This window comes from Clostridiales bacterium (assembly GCA_025757645.1).
In the GTDB taxonomy this organism is placed as follows: domain Bacteria; phylum Bacillota; class Clostridia; order Oscillospirales; family Oscillospiraceae; genus CAG-103.
The window spans coordinates 1,328,590-1,347,279 of the sequence record CP107216.1 but is presented as its reverse complement, the minus strand read 5'-3'; the positions used below and the strand labels follow the sequence as shown (position 1 = coordinate 1,347,279).

Annotated in this window: 17 protein-coding genes and 1 tRNA gene; 9 read left to right on the top strand and 9 right to left on the bottom strand. The window is 63.3% G+C overall.

Features of this window, described 5'->3' with window-relative positions; all coding sequences use genetic code 11:
• Positions 1-38 precede the first annotated feature (38 nt).
• The 4 genes from rlmB (at position 39) to OGM61_06285 (ending at position 6,333) form a co-directional block, all read left to right on the top strand.
• Entirely contained in the window at positions 39-803 is a 765-nt protein-coding gene (gene rlmB, locus OGM61_06300) for a 23S rRNA (guanosine(2251)-2'-O)-methyltransferase RlmB (protein UYI83478.1), read from the top strand.
• Positions 804-842: 39 nt separating this feature from the next.
• Positions 843-3,278: a hypothetical protein gene (locus OGM61_06295; GenBank protein ID UYI83477.1), complete on the top strand. Its 2,436-nt coding sequence runs from the start codon at positions 843-845 to the stop codon at positions 3,276-3,278.
• A 127-nt stretch (positions 3,279-3,405) separates the two neighbouring features.
• Positions 3,406-5,451: an elongation factor G gene (locus OGM61_06290; protein UYI83476.1), complete on the top strand. Its 2,046-nt coding sequence runs from the start codon at positions 3,406-3,408 to the stop codon at positions 5,449-5,451.
• A 63-nt stretch (positions 5,452-5,514) separates the two neighbouring features.
• Positions 5,515-6,333, top strand: a complete 819-nt coding sequence (locus OGM61_06285; protein UYI83475.1) for an SGNH/GDSL hydrolase family protein — start codon at positions 5,515-5,517, stop codon at positions 6,331-6,333.
• Between the two features lie 50 nt (positions 6,334-6,383).
• On the opposite strand, the gene OGM61_06280 is transcribed toward OGM61_06285, so the two are convergent.
• The 7 genes from OGM61_06280 to OGM61_06250 form a co-directional block, all read right to left on the bottom strand.
• The gene (locus OGM61_06280; GenBank protein ID UYI83474.1) at positions 6,384-7,688 is read right to left on the bottom strand and encodes a pyrimidine-nucleoside phosphorylase; all 1,305 of its coding nucleotides are present in this window, start codon (positions 7,686-7,688) and stop codon (positions 6,384-6,386) included.
• Between the two features lie 65 nt (positions 7,689-7,753).
• Positions 7,754-8,248 (bottom strand): hypothetical protein, encoded by a 495-nt coding sequence (locus OGM61_06275; protein UYI83473.1) that lies wholly within the window; start codon positions 8,246-8,248, stop codon positions 7,754-7,756.
• A gap of 55 nt (positions 8,249-8,303) precedes the next feature.
• Positions 8,304-8,786 (bottom strand): hypothetical protein, encoded by a 483-nt coding sequence (locus OGM61_06270; protein ID UYI83472.1) that lies wholly within the window; start codon positions 8,784-8,786, stop codon positions 8,304-8,306.
• Positions 8,787-8,816: 30 nt separating this feature from the next.
• Positions 8,817-9,167, bottom strand: coding sequence for a type II toxin-antitoxin system PemK/MazF family toxin (locus OGM61_06265; protein ID UYI83471.1), 351 nt, complete (start codon positions 9,165-9,167; stop codon positions 8,817-8,819).
• Between the two features lie 82 nt (positions 9,168-9,249).
• Positions 9,250-10,365 carry an alanine racemase gene (gene alr / locus OGM61_06260; protein UYI83470.1) on the bottom strand — a complete coding sequence of 372 codons (1,116 nt, stop codon included), beginning with the start codon at positions 10,363-10,365 and terminating at the stop codon, positions 9,250-9,252.
• Complete coding sequence (locus tag OGM61_06255) at positions 10,322-10,924, bottom strand: hypothetical protein (protein UYI83469.1); 603 nt, start codon at positions 10,922-10,924, stop codon at positions 10,322-10,324. Before OGM61_06255 ends, alr begins: the two co-directional genes overlap by 44 nt.
• Before the next feature lie 8 nt (positions 10,925-10,932).
• Positions 10,933-11,781: an NAD(P)H-hydrate dehydratase gene (locus tag OGM61_06250; GenBank protein ID UYI83468.1), complete on the bottom strand. Its 849-nt coding sequence runs from the start codon at positions 11,779-11,781 to the stop codon at positions 10,933-10,935.
• 425 nt (positions 11,782-12,206) lie between these two features.
• Here OGM61_06250 and pheS point away from each other — a divergent pair, with 425 nt between their 5' ends.
• From pheS to OGM61_06235, 3 genes are all read left to right on the top strand, one after another.
• Positions 12,207-13,232, top strand: a complete 1,026-nt coding sequence (pheS, locus tag OGM61_06245) for a phenylalanine--tRNA ligase subunit alpha (GenBank protein UYI83467.1) — start codon at positions 12,207-12,209, stop codon at positions 13,230-13,232.
• A 16-nt stretch (positions 13,233-13,248) separates the two neighbouring features.
• Positions 13,249-15,630: a phenylalanine--tRNA ligase subunit beta gene (gene pheT / locus OGM61_06240; protein ID UYI83466.1), complete on the top strand. Its 2,382-nt coding sequence runs from the start codon at positions 13,249-13,251 to the stop codon at positions 15,628-15,630.
• Positions 15,631-15,761: 131 nt separating this feature from the next.
• Positions 15,762-16,004, top strand: coding sequence for an IreB family regulatory phosphoprotein (locus OGM61_06235; GenBank protein ID UYI83465.1), 243 nt, complete (start codon positions 15,762-15,764; stop codon positions 16,002-16,004).
• A gap of 306 nt (positions 16,005-16,310) precedes the next feature.
• On the opposite strand, the gene OGM61_06230 is transcribed toward OGM61_06235, so the two are convergent.
• Positions 16,311-16,384: transfer RNA gene (locus tag OGM61_06230), tRNA-Gln, on the bottom strand.
• Between the two features lie 125 nt (positions 16,385-16,509).
• Positions 16,510-17,223, bottom strand: coding sequence for a 4Fe-4S binding protein (locus OGM61_06225; protein ID UYI83464.1), 714 nt, complete (start codon positions 17,221-17,223; stop codon positions 16,510-16,512).
• A 127-nt stretch (positions 17,224-17,350) separates the two neighbouring features.
• Here OGM61_06225 and OGM61_06220 point away from each other — a divergent pair, with 127 nt between their 5' ends.
• Together OGM61_06220 and OGM61_06215 are read left to right on the top strand one after the other, a co-directional pair.
• Positions 17,351-18,007 (top strand): Crp/Fnr family transcriptional regulator, encoded by a 657-nt coding sequence (locus OGM61_06220; GenBank protein ID UYI85567.1) that lies wholly within the window; start codon positions 17,351-17,353, stop codon positions 18,005-18,007.
• Between the two features lie 22 nt (positions 18,008-18,029).
• Entirely contained in the window at positions 18,030-18,689 is a 660-nt protein-coding gene (locus tag OGM61_06215; protein UYI83463.1) for a suppressor of fused domain protein, read from the top strand.
• Position 18,690 lies beyond the last annotated feature (1 nt).

The window sequence follows — 18,690 nt, the reverse complement described above, 5'->3', positions numbered from 1 at the left end:
GATATCTGTATTATTATGTCGTAAGGTATAGGTATATCATGGAACAAATACAGGAATTTGAAAATGAAGCGCGCAACGATCTGATCGAGGGCCGCAACGCGGTCATGGAGGCCCTGCGCGCGGGCCGTACGATCGACAAGATCTTCATCGCCAAGGGCGACGTAGACAAGACGCTCGGGCACATCGCCTCGAAGGCGCGCAGCGCCGGCATCGTCGTCACGGAGGCCGACCGCCGCAAGCTCGACGCCATGAGCCAGACGCACGCGCATCAGGGCGTGATCGCGCTGTGCGCCGTCAAGGAATACAGCACGATCGAGGATATGCTCGCCATCGCGGCCGAGCGCGGCGAGGCGCCGCTTCTCGTGCTGTGCGACGAGATCTCCGATCCGCACAACCTCGGCGCCATCATCCGCACGGCCGAGTGCGTCGGCGCGCACGGCGTCATCATCCCAAAGCGCCGCAGCGCGGGCCTGACCGCCGTCGTGGACAAGACCTCTGCCGGCGCGCTCGAGCACATGGCCGTCGCGCGTGTGCCGAATCTCGCCGCCGCGATCGAGACGCTCAAGAAAAACGGTCTCTGGATCTACGGCACTGCCGCCGAGGGCGCAAACGAGCTGTGGAAAACGGATCTGACCGGCCCGGCCTGCATCGTCATCGGGTCGGAGGGCACCGGCATCAGCCGGCTGGTGCGGGAAAAGTGTGACTTTCTCGTCAGCATCCCGCTGCGCGGGCAGATCTCCTCGCTCAACGCATCCGCGGCCGCGGCCGTGCTGCTCTATGAGGCGCTGCGCCAGCGGAGCTGAGCGCCCGCACCCCCTACGCTATTAAAAGGAGTTGACCATATGGACCAATTTGATCGCTCGCCAGAGGACGTTTCTTTTGACCTGGATGCAGAAGAATACTCCCTGGAATCCATTTTGGACGAATATAAAGATTTTCAGACGGACGCGCCCGCGCCCCGTCCGCAGCCGGCCTATCGCAGCCGGCCCGTCACGGCGGAAATGATCGAAGAGGAAGAGGCCGAGGACGCTGAGGCCGAAGACATTCTCATGTCCGCCGAGCTCGACAGCGCATTGGAGGCCGCTGCCCCGGAGGCAGCAGCGTCCGCTGCCGATACGCCCCCGCACGAGGATCACGACGTCAAGCGCTACCAGCCAAAGCGCCAGCGCGACCACGCGACCGAAGAAGAGGTCGAAAAATGGAACGAGACGAAGGCCAATGCCAAACGTCTGGCCAAAAAAGGCATCTCGGGGCTGAAGCATTTCGCCTCGAAGCTCTCGGAGGTCGTGCCGGACGAGCCGGTGGAGCCGGAGGAGGAGCCCCCGGCGGAAGACACGGCGATCCCCGTCTCCCCCCCGCCGGAAGTTCCGGAGGGGCTGTATGACCCCGAACCCGAACCGGAAGAGCCGACGCGCGTGTTTCAGGCCGTGACGGAAGAAGGCATGAACGACAGCGCGGCCGGCGGCACATCCTACGCCCGCGCCGGTGACTACGCCGCGGACGACGGCGCGGGCCGTCCCGCGCACCGCAGCTTTCAGGACGCGGTGCTCAACCCGCTCATGGCGCGGCTTGCCGCCGTGGCTTACCGTATCCGGGAGCATAACAGCTCCGTGCACGCCTCGGCCAATGCCGAGGAGGATCTCGGCCCGGAGCCGGACGCCGAAACCGCCGCAAAATACTACGGCGGACAGGTCAAATCCCTGCGTTTCCGCTGCCGGGCGGCCATGCTCGTGTGCCTTCCGCTGATCTACATCTCGCTCGGCCTGCCGGTGTTCGGCGTGCTCAGGAGCAGCCCGTCCGTCGCGGCGCTCGTGTGCCTGATGATGCAGCTGACCGTCATGCTCATCGGCCTGGATGTCATCACGAACGGCTTTTTCAACCTCGTGCGCCGCACGCCGGGACTGGAATCGCTCGTGTTTCTCAACTGCGTCTTTTCCGCGCTCGATGCGGTCGTGCTGGCCATCACAGGCTCGGACGCCGTCGGCCTGCCGTTTTGCGCCGTGTCCGCGTTTGCCGTGGCCTGCTGCCTGTGGAGCGCACTGAACGCCTGCCGCGGCTTCAAGTCCACGTTCCGCGCGCTCGCGGTCGACACCGATCCCTACACCGTCAGCGCAGACAGCGAGGTCGTCAAGGACAGCATCACCGTGCTCAAGTCCAAGCGCGACACCGCGGGCTTCATCCACCGCAGCGAGGAGGCCGGCCCGGCCGACACGATCTATGCCTCGCTCGCGCCGTATCTGATCGCGGCGTCCGTCATTCTCGGCCTGCTCGCCACGATCCTCAGCGGTAATTATGCCAACATCCTGCACGTGTTTGCCGCCGTCACCGCGCCGTGCGCGCCGTTTGCGGCGCTCGTGGCCTTCGCCGTCCCGTTCCGGACCGCCGCGCGCAAGCTCGCCCGCACCGGCAGCGCCATCGCCGGGTGGAGCGGCGCAAGCGATATTGGCCGCAGCAAGCACCTGATCGTCACGGATAAGGATCTGTTCACTGCGCGCAACATCTCGATCGAATCCATCCGCATCCTGGGCGGCGCGTTCCCGGGCAAGGTCATCACCTATGCCGGCAGCGTGATCGTCTCATCCGGCAGCTGCCTTGCCCCCGTATTTACCGATCTCATGCAGCGCAACGACTGCGCGCTCATGCCGCTTGAAGATTTCGCCTGCAACGAAAGCGGCGGCCTGACCGCCATCATCAACGGCGAGGAAGTGCTCGTCGGAAGCTCCGCATTCATGAACCTCAGGGGCGTGCGCCTGACAGAGGCGCGCAGCATGAAAGATGCCGTCTACGTGTCGATCAACGGCCTGCTCGTCGGCTTTTTCAAGATCAAGTATGTACCGGTGCAGTCCGTGCAGAACGCACTCTTCGCCCTGCTGCGCACGAAGATCGCGCCGATCTTCGCCGTGCGGGATTTCAACATCACGCCGCTGATGCTCGGCCAGAAGTTCAAAATGTCGACCGACGGTTTTGATTTTCCGGCCTACTCCAAGCGCTATGCCATGTCGTCCGCGCAGCCGTCGGACTATACGCAGACCGCCGGCATCGTGGCGCGCGACGGGCTCGGCCCGCTCGTGAGCGTCGCCGCGCTCGGCCGCCAGCTCTACTCCACTGTGCGCATCTGCGTCATTCTCGCCCTGCTGTGCACGGTCATCGGCGTCGTGCTGATGTTTGCCCTGTGCGCCATCAGCGCGTTCGATTCCGCCACCGTCGGCAACCTCTTGGTGTACATGGGCCTGTGGCTCGTTCCGGTCATTTTGCTGAATTTCAGCCTGAAACGCTGAGTTTTCATATTTATGATTGCCAAGAGTTTTGAAATCGTGTATACTTTTATAGTCGTGTGTGTGCAGCACACCACCATTTCCGGAGTTAGGAATTTTGGATAGTCTATATATAAGGAGAGTACACTACATGAGCTACGAAACCAAGAATATCCGCAATGTGTGCCTGCTCGGCCATGGCGGCAGCGGTAAGACCACACTCGCCGAGAGCATGCTGTATATGACGGGCGCGATCGACCGTCAGGGCAAGACGGCCGACGGCAACACCGTCTGTGATTACGATCCCGAAGAGATCAAGCGCCAGATCACGATCTCGACCAGCATCGCGCCGGTCAACTTCGGCGGCTGCAAGATCAACGTGCTCGACTGCCCGGGCTTTTTCGACTTCGCGGGCGACGTGATGTGCGCCCTGCGCGCCGTCGAGGCCGGCATAATCTTCTGCACTGCGAAAGACGGCATCGCCGTCGGCGCTGAGCGCAGCTGGAAATACCTCAAAAACGCCAACATGCCCTGCATGTTCTACGTCTCCAAGACGAATGAAGATCACGGCGATTTTGCCGCCGTCCTCTCCGCCCTGCAGGAAAAGCACGGCAGCGCCGTCTGCGCCGTGACCGCGCCGATGAGCGACGGCACCGGTGTCATCGATCTGGTGCACAACGTGGCTTACCAGACCAATGGCAACAAGACCGCGAAGGTCGCCGTTCCCGCCGCCGACGCCGACATGGTCGAGTCGCTGCGCGAGACGCTCTTTGAGACGGCCGCCGGTGCGGACGAGGAACTCATGGAGAAATACTTCGAGGACATGATGCTCTCCGAGGAGGACACCGTCAAGGGCCTGCGTCAGGGTCTGAAGGACCGCACCGTGTTCCCCGTGCTCTGCGGCGCCGCTGACAGCGGCATCGGCACCGAGGCCGTGCTGCAGGCGATCGTGGATTACGTGCCCAACCCGGCCGAGGTCGGTGAGGTCGCCACGGCTGACGGCGGCAAGCTCGCCATCGACCCGAACGGCCCGGTGTGCGCGTTCGTGTTCAAGACCATTTCCGACCAGTTCGGCAAGTACTCCTTCATCAAGGTGCTCTCCGGCAAGGTCACGTCCGATCTGTCTCTGCGCAACGTGCGCATGAGCAGCACCGATAAGCTCGGCCGCATGTACACCATGTGCGGCAAGAAGAACACCGAGGTCAAGGAAGCCTGCTGCGGCGACATCGTGGCCATCGGCAAGATGGAGTGGAAAACCGGCGACACCGTCTGCGACCCGAAGCACGAGGTCGAGCTGCCCGCCATCGAGCTGGCAGAGCCCTGCTACTCCATGGCCATCAGCCCCAAGACCAAGGGCCAGGACGACAAGGTTGCTTCCGGCCTCGCCCGCCTGAACGAGGAGGACATCTCCTTCACGCTCGTCAACAACGCCGAGACCCACCAGATGGTCATCTCCGGCGCCGGCGACATTCAGGTCGACGTCCTGTGCGCCAAGCTCAAGAGCCGCTTCGGCGTCGAGACCGAGCTCAAGCCCGCCCGCGTCGCTTACCGTGAGAAGATCAAGGGCAAGGTCGAGGCCCACGGCCGCCACAAGAAGCAGTCCGGCGGCAGCGGCCAGTTCGGCGACGTCTGGATCCGCTTTGAGCCTCAGGACGAGTCCGATGACATGATCTTTGAAGAAGAAGTCTTTGGCGGCAGCGTGCCGAAAAACTTCTTCCCGTCCGTCGAAAAGGGCCTGCGCAACGCCGTGCAGAAGGGCGTGCTCGCCGGCTACCCGCTCGTCGGCCTGAAGGCCGTGCTGTACGACGGCTCCTACCACCCGGTCGACTCCAACGATATGGCGTTCCAGACGGCTGCCCGCCTGGCCTATCAGGACGGCATTCCGAAGGCGAAGCCGACCATTCTTGAGCCGATCGGCCTGCTGAAAGTCACCATCCCGGACGCCAATCTGGGCGACATCATGTCCGACATCTCCTCCAAGCGCCGCGGCACCGTGCTCGGCATGACGGCGGAGGACGGCATGCAGACCGTCGAGGCGGAAGTCCCGATGGCCGAGATGGGCTCCTACACGATCGACCTGCGCTCCATGACGCAGGGCCGCGGCTCCTTCTCGTGCAAGTTCGTGCGCTATGAGGAAGCTCCCGGCAACGTCCAGCAGAAGGTCATCGAGGAAGCCAAGAAAGAACAGGAAGCGTAACTGTAACTGCAAAAGAAGCCCTTCATCGGGCTTCTTTTGTCTATCCGGAAGCGAGGGATCCCGATGAAAAACACGAACAAAAACATGATGTACACCTTCTGGTCAGGCGCTATTTTGCTGTGTCTGGCGCTGGTGGCCGTCGTGCTGGTGTTTACCAACGCCGTTGGCAATACCGGCTCGCCGAAGGCGGAAGCCACACCGGCCGTCACCGAAACGCCGACGCCGACGCCGCAGGCAAATCCGATCTCGCCCATCCAGTCGTCCGCCGCGCTCGCGCAGACGGAGGACAAGGGCAGCACCTATGTCGACCAGATCTATTTCCTGGGCGACAAGTCGCTGAAGGTGCTGCAGTCGGAGTCGATGCTCACCGGCAAGGACGCCGCCAAGCAGGTCTGGATACCGGACACCGGTTCTCTGCCCGCCTCCTCGCTCGACACGGCAAAGTACAAATCCCCCGTGACCGGCAACAATGTGCCCGCGGATGAGATCTGCGAGGTCAACAAGCCCGCCTATCTCGTCATCTGCCCGAGCGCGGACAACATTTCCATGACGAATGAGGATCAGATCAAATCCGTCTACACCACGCTCATCAACGCCGTCAAGGCCAAGAGCCCGGACACAAAGATCATCTGCTGCTCGCTGACGCCGATCGCGTCGAACTACCAATACGAGGACATCACGAACGAGCTCATCCAGAAGGTCAACGGCTGGATCGCCGCGGCCGCGGAGAGCAACAGCGTGAAGTATCTCGACATGGCCAGCGGCCTCGTCGGGGACGACGGATTCCTGCCGCAGTCCTATCAGGACGGCGACGGCATGCACCTGAACGCCGAGGGCATGAAGGCATGGATGACCTATCTGCGCACGCACGCTTACCCGTAACCTATGTATAGAAAAATCCCGGAGCAGCAGCTCCGGGATTTTTGTTGTCTTCAGCGAATGATTGCCTTGATGAACGGCTCCGCCGGGGGCGCGTCCGGGGTGATCGTGTAGCAGGCGGCGAGCTCTGCGACCGCCCTGCGGGCGGCTGCCTCATCGGCCGCGTGGATCGTCGCAAGCGACTCCCCTGCCGTGACCGGCTCGTCCACCTTCTTGCGCAGGACAATGCCGACGCTGTGGTCGATCACGCTGTCCTTCGTCGCACGGCCGCCGCCGAGGCGCATGGACACGAGGCCCACGTCCGTCGCTGCGATGTGGCGCACATAGCCGCTCGCCGGGGACGGCACCTCCATCTGCACCGGCGCCATGGGCAGGCGCGACGGGTCATAGATCGCGGCCGGATCGCCGTCCTGCGCCGCGACAAACTCGGCCAGCTTTTTGAGCGCCGAACCGTCCGTGATCGTCTGCTCCAGCATGGCGCGGGCCGCCGCATCGTCGGCCGCCATGCCCGCCTGCGTGAGGATGCAGCTGCCGAGCGTCAGGCACAGCTCGAGCAGCTCGCTCTTGTATTCCGCGCGCAGCGCCGCGATGGCCTCCTTGACCTCAAGCGCGTTGCCGACGGCGTGGCCGAGCGGCTCGTCCATGTCCGTGATGACGGCGACCGTCTTGCGGCCGGCCATTTTGCCGATCTCGACCATCTCGGTCGCGAGCTCGCGCGCATCGTCCAGCGTCTTCATAAATGAACCGCTGCCGCACTTGACGTCCAGCACGATGATATCCGCGCCGGCGGCCAGCTTCTTGGACATGATGCTGCTGACAATGAGCGGGATGCTCGCCACGGTGCCGGTCACGTCGCGCAGGGCATAGAGCTTCTTGTCCGCGGGGTCGAGGTTCGCCGTCTGACCGGCGATGACCATGCCGACGCGGTCCACATTCTCCAGAAACCGCTCCATGGGCAGGTTGATGTTGAAGCCCGGAATGCTCTCGAGCTTGTCAAGCGTGCCGCCCGTGTGGCCGAGGCCGCGGCCGGACATCTTCGCCATCTTCACGCCGAGGCTCGCCACCATCGGCACGAGCACGAGCGAGGTCTTGTCACCCACGCCGCCGGTCGAGTGTTTGTCCGCCTTGACGCCGGACACACCCGATAGATCCAGCGTCTCGCCGCTGTGCATCATGGCCATGGTCAGATCCAGCGTCTCGCGCCGGTCCATGCCGCGGAAATAGATGGCCATCGTCATGGCGGACATCTGATAATCCGGGATCTCACCGCGGCTGTAGCCGTCGATCATATAACGGATCTCCTCCGTCGTGAGGGCCTGCCCGTCGCGCTTTTTCACGATCAGATCGCTCATTCTCATCGCCGATATGCTCCTTTGTGTTTTTTCTTGCCATGAGTATACCACGCCGGCGCCGGAATTGCAATTCAGCGCGGAAAAATGAGGTATGGCCGGCCGTCGATCTCGCGCAGCACGGTCTCGGCGCCGCGCGGCAGATTTGGCGTGTCCGCCGGGATGGCAATGAGCATCCGCTTGCCGTCAAATGTGGTCAGCACGCCGTCCGGCGCAGAATACCAGAGCACGTCAAGCCCGTCGTCCGGCGCGGACTTTTGTGCCTGCGGCGGAGCGGGCGTCCGGGCCGGTGCGTCCGGAATGTCCCATGTCTCGTCGGCCGCAAACAGGATCGGATCCGGCAGGCGCGCGCGCTCGAGCCGCGTGAGCCGCTTGCGCAGCGTGAGCCATCCGCTCCCGTCCGGCAGCATCAGGCCGAGATACGCGCGCGCCTGCTCGCCGCACACGGCGAGCCGCAGGCGGTCGGCATCCGCCTTTGCCCGCGCGGAAAACACTGTGAAGAGCCCGGCCTGCGTCACGGTCAACGTGCCGATGGGCTTGTTTTGCTGCAGGATCGGATAATCAGGCATAAAAAATCACTCCCGCACCAGACTATGCGCGGGAGTGACGGATTTAGAACCAGAGTCAGCCGACGCTGTAGCCGCCGCGCACCATGACGGTGGTGTCGGCGGTCGCCTGAATGCCGGCGCCGTCGGCCTGCACGAGGTACAGGTGATTTTCCGTCAGCTTTGCCCCAACGGCGGCGCTCTCGCCGGTCGTGAGGTCAATGGCGGCGCTCTGCGTCACGGCGGCAGTGCCCGTGCGCATGAGGAGCTCCGTGCCGGCGCGGCCGGTGAGCGTCTGGCCGCTTTCGAGCGTCACGAGCACATACGACCCGCCCGCAGCGGCGACCTGGTCGGCAAACTGATCTTCCATCTCGCGGACTTCCCCGTCGAGCGTGGAGCGGTAGGCGTCCTCCATGCGCGGCTGCACCACATCCTGCAGGTAGCTGGATGTGACGAGCGGGTCTTCCTTTGTGCCGTAGTTTGCGACGGCATACACGGTCACGGCGGCGACCATGGCGAGCGCGACGATGAGGATGATGGTGGTCAGTGTCTTTTTCTTCATAACCGTCCCTCCGTTTGATGGCGTGGGTGTTTACTGCGGCAGTCCAAAGCTCACGGCGATCGCGTTGTCCACCTGATGCATCGCAGGCTCGTCCAGGCGGCCCATGCGCTCGCGCAGGCGCGACTTATCGAGCGTGCGCACCTGCTCGAGCAGAATCACACTGTCGCGCGTCAGGCCGCAGCTGCGCGCTGCGAGCGAGATGTGCGTGGGCAGGTTGGCCTTGCCGGTCTGCGACGTGATCGCGGCGGCGATCACCGTCGGGCTGTGGCGGTTGCCGGTGTCGTTTTGAATGATGAGCACGGGGCGCATACCGCCCTGCTCGCTGCCGACCACCGGACTGAGGTCGGCATAATAGATATCTCCGCGTCGAACTGGATGCATAGCTTTCATCTCCGATGGAATATTTGCCCCGGTCGATATGTAGGGGCACAGTTATTTTCGCCATCGGAGCGAAATTTATACTTCAGTCGATGTACACGCGCTGCACGCGCTGACTCATGGCACACAGCAGCTCATACGGGATGGTGCCGGCCTTGTCCGCCTGCTCGGCCACCGAGAGGTCACGGCCAAAGATCGTGGCCACGTCGCCGGGCTGCACCTCGGGGATGTCCGTGACGTCGACCATGCACATATCCATGCAGATGCGGCCGACCTGCGGCGCGCGCTGACCGTGCAGCAGCACGTCGCCCTTGCCGGAGAGGCTGCGCAGCAGCCCGTCGGCATAACCGACCGGCAGCACGGCCAGGCGCATATCCCGCGGGCAGGTGAACGTGCGGCCGTAGCTGATCGTGTCGCCCTTGTGGTGATGCGTCACATCGGACACGCGGCTGTAGAGCGACATGGCCGGGCGCAGGTCGAGCCCGGCGGTCTCTTTGGCCGGGAACACGCCGTAGAGCAGCAGGCCGGGGCGCACCATGTCGAGGTGCATCTCGGGATAGTTGATGACGGCGCCGCTGTTGGCGCAATGGCGGATGGCGAAATGGTGGCCGGTCGCCTGCTCCATGCGCTCGATCGCGTGCGTAAATCGCGAAAACTGCAGCTGCGTGTACGGGTCGCCGTTTTCGTCCGAGACGGCAAAGTGCGTGAACACGCCCGTGAAGTTCAGGTGCGGCAGCGAGAGCGCCTCGATCATCTCGTCGAGGTGGCTGTCGTCGTGTACGTCAAAGCCCGTGCGGCCCATGCCGGTCTCGAGCTTCATGTGCGCGTCCAGACGCAGGCCGGTGCCGGCGAGAAAGCGGTTGAGCTCGCGCGCATATTCGATGCTGCCGACCGCCTGCGTCACGCCGAGCGTGGCCAGATCGACCGCGATATTCGCCGACTGCGGGCCGAGCAGCAGGATGTTCATCGTCACGCCGGCGGCGCGCAGCTCCTCGGCCTCGTCATAGCAGTTGACGGCCACCCACTGGCAGCCCGCCCGCTGCAGCCGCTGCGCCACGCGCACCGCGCCGTGGCCGTAGGCATTGGCCTTGCAGACGCCGAGCATCTGGCAGCCGTCCGGCAGGCGGCTGCTGATCTCACGATAATTGTGTTCCAGATCATTGAGACTGATCTCTACCCAGGTTCGGATCTTGCGATTCATCGTTCATACTTCCTTGTTCCAGATTCCAGTTTTCCATGGTGCAGCGCAGACAGAGCGTGTCATCGACCGACAGCTCCGCGCACTGCGGTACCGTGCCGTCCAGATACAGACGCACGGCGGTATGATCGTCCGTGATGAGCTGCACGACCTGCAGCCCGTCCTCCGTCCACGTCAGGTCGACATAGCCGCTGCGGATGGCCTGCACCACATAGGGCAGCGCCGTCAGCGGCGTCAGACCCGCGCCGTTGAGGTCGCCCGCCGGGAGGATAATGTCATCAAAGGCGAGCGCGCTCGCCCCGTCGCGCAGATGGGCCGTGACACCGGCCGCCTGCTCCGGCGCCGTGACCGTGAGGTCATAGCCGTCCGGCAGCTCCTGACAGGTGAGCGTGTAGTCCGTGACCGTGTCGCCGCGCTGGACGCGCACCTGCGCCGTCACGGTGACGAGCTTGCCCGTGAGCGTGTCACGAAAGGCTTCAAACGTCTGTTCTCCCGCGCCGTGTCCGCACGCGGACAACAGCAGCAGGCTTATCATCAGTGCAGCGATCGCTTTGCGCTGCATACTGCCTCCTATCGGATGATGGGTTTTGTGACCTCCGGCAGGGCCGCGATCACATCGGTCGGGTTCATCGCATATTCGCCCATGCGCCCGGCGCAGAGATCACCCGCCCGGCCGTGCAGCCAGACGGCGGTCTGCACCGCGTCGCGCGCGGGCATCTGGCACAGCAGCGCACCGAGCATACCCGCCAATACATCGCCGCTGCCGCCCTTGGCCATACCGGGGTTGCCAACGCGCAGCACCGCCGCGTCCCCGTCGGGGAATGCGCAGACCGTCTCCGGCCCTTTGCGCACGACCGTGCAGCCGTGCCGGACGGCAAAATCGGACGCCGCCTCCGCCCTGCCGGTTTTATCCGGCCCGGCCAGACGGGCAAACTCCCCATCGTGCGGCGTGAGCACGATGGGCGCGCGGGCGCGCTCGAGCACCGCCGCGTCCTGCGCGACGGCAAAGAGCGCGTCGGCATCGAGCACGAGCGGTGTGCCGGACTGCATAACGACCGCCTGCACCAGCGCCGTGAGCGTGTCATTCCGGCCGAGGCCCGGCCCGAGCACGCACACATCGCTCTTTTCCAGCCGCTCGAGCAGCACCGGCAGGGCGTCGCGCGCGAGCTTCCCCTCCGCCGACGGCAGCGGAAACGGCATCGCCTCGTCGTTTTTCACGGCAGTGACGGCATAGATCGCCTCCGGCACGCCGACGGACACCAGCCCGGCGCCGCAGCGCAGGGCCGCCCGGGCGCACAGCGTCGGCGCGCCGGTATAGCCGATGCAGCCGCCGACGATGAGCACACGGCCGTAGTCATATTTGTTGGTATCGGACGCACGCCGCGGCAAATACGGCGCGCAGGGTGCAATGCGATGCATAGCTTGCCTCCCGGACGGAAAAGGGGTGATTTTTCTCCGATTATTATAACGTTTTCGGCGCGCCGCGTCAAATTTTCTTCCCCTTTTACATTGATTTGTGCTGCAAAGTGTGGTATAAATAGCTTTGTTATTGAGTTTATTGCTTGGATCGGGAAAATAGCACCAAGGTTCCGCGCCAGAGAGGGACGCCGCCGGCTGAGAGCGCCCTGCGAGAAACGTGCTTTGTTCGCCCGTGAGCTCCGGCCAATCCCCGGCGGGTCCGCCCGTTACCGCGCACAGAGTGCGGCGCGCACGCGCCGAATTCGGGTGGTACCGCGGAAGTTTCCTTTCGTCCCTGTATGCGGGACGGGAGGATCTTTTTTTGTCCGCGATCCAGCAAGGAACGCAACGAACCACGAAAATCTTGCAACGGAGGAGTTGTTTGCATGAAAGAAATGCTGCAGAAGCTGCGCGAGGCTTCCGTCGCCGCCATTTTGCAGGCGGACGACATCACCGCGCTGGAAAACCTGCGCGTGAAGTACCTCGGCAAAAAGGGTGAGCTGACCGCCATCCTCAAGCAGATGGGCCGCCTGTCGGCGGAGGAGCGCCCGGCCATGGGCCAGCTGGCAAACCAGGTGCGCGCCGAGCTTGAGGAAGCGCTCGACCAGCGCCGCGAGGCGCTCAACGCCCGCATGCTCGAGATGCGCCTCAAGGCCGAGACGCTCGATGTGACCATGCCCGGAAAAGCGCCGGAGCTCGGCCACCAGCACCCGATGTATATCGTGCTCGATGAGATTAAGGACATCTTCGTCGGCATGGGCTTCGAGATCCTCGAAGGCCCCGAGATCGAAGAGGCCGAATACAACTTCACCAAGCTCAACACCAGCGAGGGCCACCCTGCCCGCGAGTGGTCGGACACGTTCTATCTGACCGAGGACAGCAGCATCCTCCTGCGCACGCAGACCTCCCCGATGCAGGTGCGCGCCATGGAGAGCAAGCCGCTGCCGATCCGCATGGTCGCCCCTGGCCGCGTCTACCGCAAGGATGAGGTGGACGCCACGCACTCGCCCATGTTCCACCAGATCGAGGGCATGGTCATCGACAAGGGCGTCACGATGGCGGACCTGAAGGGCACGCTCAACACGCTCGTGAAAAAGCTCTACGGTGAGAACACCGTCACCCGCTTCCGTCCGCACCACTTCCCGTTCACAGAGCCGAGCTGCGAGATGGACGTGCAGTGCCACAAGTGCGGCGGCAAGGGCTGCCCCACCTGCAAGGGTGAGGGCTGGATCGAGATCCTCGGCGCCGGCATGATCCATCCGAAGGTGCTCGAGGGCTGCGGCATCGACACGGACGTCTACTCCGGCTGGGCCTTCGGTATGGGCCTGGAGCGTCTGGCGATGCGCCGGTTCAAGATCAGCGACCTGCGTCTGATCTTCGAAAACGACGTGCGCTTCCTGCAGCAGTTCTGAGAAAGGAGAGGCTACCATGATTTTAAGCAGAAAATGGCTCAATGAATTCGTAGACTGCTCGGCCTGGGCCGACCACGACTTTTCCGAGGCAATGACCCTCTCCGGCTCCAAAGTGGAAACGTTCACGGACCTGCACAAGAACATTCAGAATGTTGTCGCGGGCCGCATCGTGGAGATGGTGCGCCACACGAACTCCGACCATATGTGGGTCTGCCAGGTCGATGTCGGCGGCAGCGAACCGCTGCAGATCGTGACCGGCGCGCAGAACCAGAAGGTCGGCGACATGGTGCCCGTCGCGCTCGACGGCTCGCTCCTGCCCGACGGCAAGGAGATCCATGCCGGTATGCTGCGCGGTGAGCTCTCCAACGGCATGATGTGCTCGCTCAAGGAGCTCGGCCTGACGCTGCATGACTACCCCTATGCCATCGAGGATGGCCTGTGGGTCATGCAGGAGGACGGCGTGAAGCCCGGCGACGACATTGCCGCCGTCATCGGCATGGACGACCACGTGGTCGAGTTTGAGATCACGCCGAACCGCCCGGACTGCCTGTCCGTGATCGGTCTGGCGCGCGAGGCCGCCGTGACGTTTGACAAGCCCCTCCGCCTGCACACGCCCGACGTCCCCGGCAGCGGCGAGGACATCCACGACCACGTCAGCATCCGCATCGACGATCCGGCGCTCTGCCCGCGCTACACCGCGCGCATGGTGCGCAACGTCAAGATCGCGCCGTCCCCGGCGTGGATGCGCGAGCGCCTGCGTAACAGCGGCGTGCGCCCGATCAACAACATCGTTGACATTACCAACTACGTCATGCTCGAATACGGCCAGCCCATGCACGCCTTCGACTTCTCGTGCATCGGCGGCAAGCAGATCATCGTGCGCACCGCGCGCGAGGGCGAGACCATCCAGACGCTCGACGGCAACGCGCGTAAGCTCACGCCGAACATGCTGTGCATCTGCGACGAGGAAAAGCCCGTCGCGGTGGCCGGCGTCATGGGCGGCGCCAACTCCGAGATCGTTGGCGACACGGCCATGGTCGTCTTTGAGGGCGCAAACTTCAACGGTACGAGCATCCGCCGCACGGCCGCCGCGCTCGGTATGCGCACGGAGGCCTCCGGCCGCTTTGAGAAGGGCCTCGACCCGATGAACACCGTCGCGGCCGTTGACCGCGCGTGCGAACTCGTGGAGCTGCTCGGCTGCGGCGAGGTGATGCGCGGCACCATCGACGTGCTGCCCGAGCCCATCGTGCCCAAGACCGTGAAGCTCGAGCCGGACAAGGTCAACGGCCTGCTCGGCACGGACGTGTCCGAGGCGGAGATGCGCCGCATCCTGCTCGCGCTCGGCTTCGAGCTCGACGGCGACACGATCATCGTCCCGTCCTGGCGCGGCGACGTGGAGCACTACTCCGACATCGCCGAAGAGATTGCCCGCTTCTACGGCTACAACAACATCCCCTGCACGCTCATGCGCGGCCAGACCACCAGCGGCGGCTACACCGACGCGCAGAAGGCGGAGCGCAGCATCGGCACCATGGCCCGCGCGCTCGGCTACAGCGAGATCATCACCTACTCGTTCATCAGCCCGTCGTACTATGACAAGATCCGTCTGCCGGCGGACTCCCCGCTGCGCGACTCCATGAAGATCCTCAACCCCCTCGGCGAGGACACCTCCATCATGCGCACGACCATCCTGCCGTCCATGCTCGAGATCCTCACGCGCAACTATAACTACCGCAACAAGGCCGTGCGTCTCTATGAGATCGGCAAGGTCTACTTCGCCCGCCCGGACGGCATGGCCGACGAGCCGAAGCTGCTGTGCCTCGGCGGCTACGGCGGCGGCATGGACTTCTTCCAGCTCAAGGGCGCGGTCGAGCGCATCCTCGCCGGTCTGCGCATCACGGACGTGACGTTTGAGGCGGAGCACGACAATCCGTCCTATCACCCCGGCCGCTGCGCGAAGGTCTATGCCGGCGGCAAGCTGCTGGGCGTGCTCGGCCAGATCCATCCGCTCGCCGCGGCGAACTACGGCGTGGACGCGGAGCTCTACACGGCGGAGCTGTGGCTCGGCGAACTGCTCGCCGCCCGCGGCGCGACCCCGGTCTACACGCCGCTGCCGCGCTTCCCGGCCGTGACGCGCGACATCGCCATCGTCTGCGCCGCCGATATCCCGGTCGCCAAGCTCTCGGCGTGCATCCTCGCCGCCGGTGGGCAGTACCTCAAGGGCTGCGAGCTGTTCGACGTGTACACCGGCGCGCCGATCCCGGTCGGCTACAAGAGCGTTGCCTTCTCGCTGACGCTGCGCGCCGACGACCAGACGCTCACCGACGACCACGCCGAGGAGACCATGCAGAGCGTTCTCAAGGCGCTCAAGGAGACTTTCAACGCGACCATCCGCTGAGCGGCGTCGAGATTTGGAATATTTTAAGAAATATTTCAGAACTTTTTTTGAAAACAGTTGGGAAATTGACTTTACAGTCTTGTGTTTTTTGGTATAATGAACACAAGAACTTGTGTAAGGGAGGGCTTCGCATGGAAGACGCAACCAGACGGTTTAATGCGATCGACAACAAAACAGAAATGAAGGAGATCCTCACTTCCGTGTATCATTCCCTTGTTGTCAAAGGGTACAACCCCATCAACCAGCTCGTCGGCTACATCCTCTCAGAGGATCCGACGTATATCACCAACTACAACAACGCCCGCAGTCTCATCTGCCGCCTTGACCGCGATGAGCTGCTGCAGGAGCTGCTGACCAGCTATCTGGACAAATAAGCAGCGCACGAAACGGAAAAAGCCTCTGCCGGCCGGCAGAGGCTTTTTCTATACACAGATAACGCATCCGCACGCACCAGACGCGCAACCGCAGCTCTTTCGATTGCGATGAGGCTGGTGTCCGTCTCATAGCGCGCGTCATGATGAGATCGAGCGCCGACTGCGCGCCGGTGGGCACCAGCTCCGTTCCGGTGATGACCGCGACGGTTTTCCCGTCCTGCACACAGGATTCCACCTGCATAGCGAATTCTCTCCTTGCATTGTGGGATAAAAAAACGCCCTTGTCATGGACAAGGGCGTTTCTGTTGGCAGCGGAAGAAGGATTCGAACCCTCACAAACGGAGTCAGAGTCCGGTGTGCTACCATTACACAATTCCGCTACGAACAAATGATATTATACAGATATTTTTGGATTTGTCAACCCTCTTGTCGCATATTTTTCACAAGAGGAAAAATACTTTTTCCGGCCCTGCCCGCGTGCGCGGGCAGGGCCGGAAAAACGCGCTCAGCGGTCGAGGATCTTCCCGTCGATCGAGATCGTGACGACCTGCCATGGCAGGAACTTTCCGCTCGCGCGCAGCGCCTCCCGCGCCGCGTGCTCGAGCCCGCCGCAGCACGGCACCTCCATGCGCACGATGGTCACGCTCTGAATGTCGTTGCCCCGGATGATCTCCGTGAGCTTGTCGGTGTAATCCACCGCATCGAGCTTCGGGCAGCCGATGAGCGTGATCTTCCCTTTCATGAACTCACTGTGCATGTTCGCGTAGGCATACGCCGTGCAGTCGGCCGCAATGAGCAGCTTCGCGCCCTGAAAGTACGGCGCGTTGACCGGCACGAGCTTGATCTGGCACGGCCACTGGCCGAGCTGCGACGGCTGTGCCGCCGGCGTCGCTGCCGCGGCCGGCTCTTCACACTGGAAGCGATGCATCTGGTGGCCGGGGCAGCCGCCGGCGTGCGCGGCATGTGCGGCCTGCACCTGCTTTTTGCGCTTGTTGGCCTGCACGGCCGCCTCGTCATACGCCGCCGCTTCGCGCTCGACAAAATGGATGGCATCCATCGGGCAGGCGGGCAGGCAGTCGCCGAAACCATCGCAGTAATCGTCGCGCAGGAGCTTGGCCTTGCCGTTCACGATGCCGATAGCCCCCTCGTGGCAGGCCGTCGCGCACGCGCCGCAGCCGTTGCACTTTTCTTCGTCAATGTGGATGATCTTACGGATCATAATATCCCTTCCCTTTCCAAAAATCGTCCGGGCCCCCGCCCGGCGGTCTTGACTTTCTGTGCATAAGATAGCATAATAAGACCCACAAATCCGTTGTCAGAACAACAAATGGAGCAAAAAAATGAACATCATGCTATCCAACACGCGCCTCTTTCGCGGCATTGGCAGCGATGAACTGCCGCTGCTGCTGCAATGTCTCGGCGCGGCACAAAAGCATTACGACCGGGGCGAGACCATTCTCGCCGAGGGCACGCCGACCGAGCAGCTCGGCATGGTGCTCACCGGCATGGCCATGATCGGCTACGACGACGTCTGGGGCAGCCACAGTCTGCTCGGCCACGTCGGCCCGGGCGAAGTGTTTGCCGAGCCCTATGCCTGCATCCCGGGCGAGCCGCTGCTCATCAGCGTGACCGCTTCGGAGGACACCGAGGTGCTGTTTTTGAACATCGGCAAGGTGCTCACGACGTGCACGAACGCCTGCCCGTTTCACGCCAAGCTCATTCAAAACCTGCTGACCGTGTGCGCGGCCAAGAACCTGCAGCTCTCGCAGCGCATCCTGCACACAACGCCGAAGGGCATCCGCGCCCGACTCATGTCGTACTTTTCCGAGTGCGTCAAGCGCGCCGGACAGTACAGCTTTGACATTCCCTACAACCGCCAGCAGCTAGCCGACTATCTGGGCGTGGACCGCAGCGCCATGTGCAGCGAGCTGTCGCGGATGCAGCGCGAGGGGCTGCTGACCTACCACAAGAACCATTTTTCCGTGCACGAAGCACTGGAGTAAATCGACGAAAGGCGGACACAACATGACGAGAGAAGAATACGCAAAGCGGATGAAAAAGCACCCCGACTGGGCCCCCGGCCGGGACGCGATCGAGGCGGCCTTTGCCAGGCGCTACCCCAAAACGGAGCCGGTGTGCTTCGAGAGCGAGCTGCACGACCGCGCGGCCTTCGGCGGCGACGAATATCTCGACGGCTTCGCCGTCTACGACACGGGCAAGGGCTATCAGCACATCGTCACCTACGGCATGAGCGAGCTGTACCCGAGCATGGCGGCCTTCGGCACCGAGTACAGCAAATGGGGCTATGAAATGACCATGAAGGTGCGCGAGAGCTATGCCGAGACCGGCACGTGGGCGCTCGACCTGCTGGCCCAGCTGGCGCGCTACACGTATCAGACCGGCAATTTCTTCGAGCCGGGCGCGTACATCCCCGGCGACGGCAGCTCCCTGCACCCGGAGCTGAACTCGGCCATCACGGGGCTGGCCATCGTCAGCGACACGACCGTCGCCCCGATCGAGACGGTGCACGGAAGAGTTGCGTTTTTGCAGCTCGTCGGTCTCACGCAGCCGGAGCTGGACGCGCTCGCGCGTGACCCGGATGCGCTGGACGGCATTCTCGAGCGGATGCGCGCGGACGATCCCGAGCTGGTGCTCGACATGCGCAGAACGAAGTCCTACGTATAAA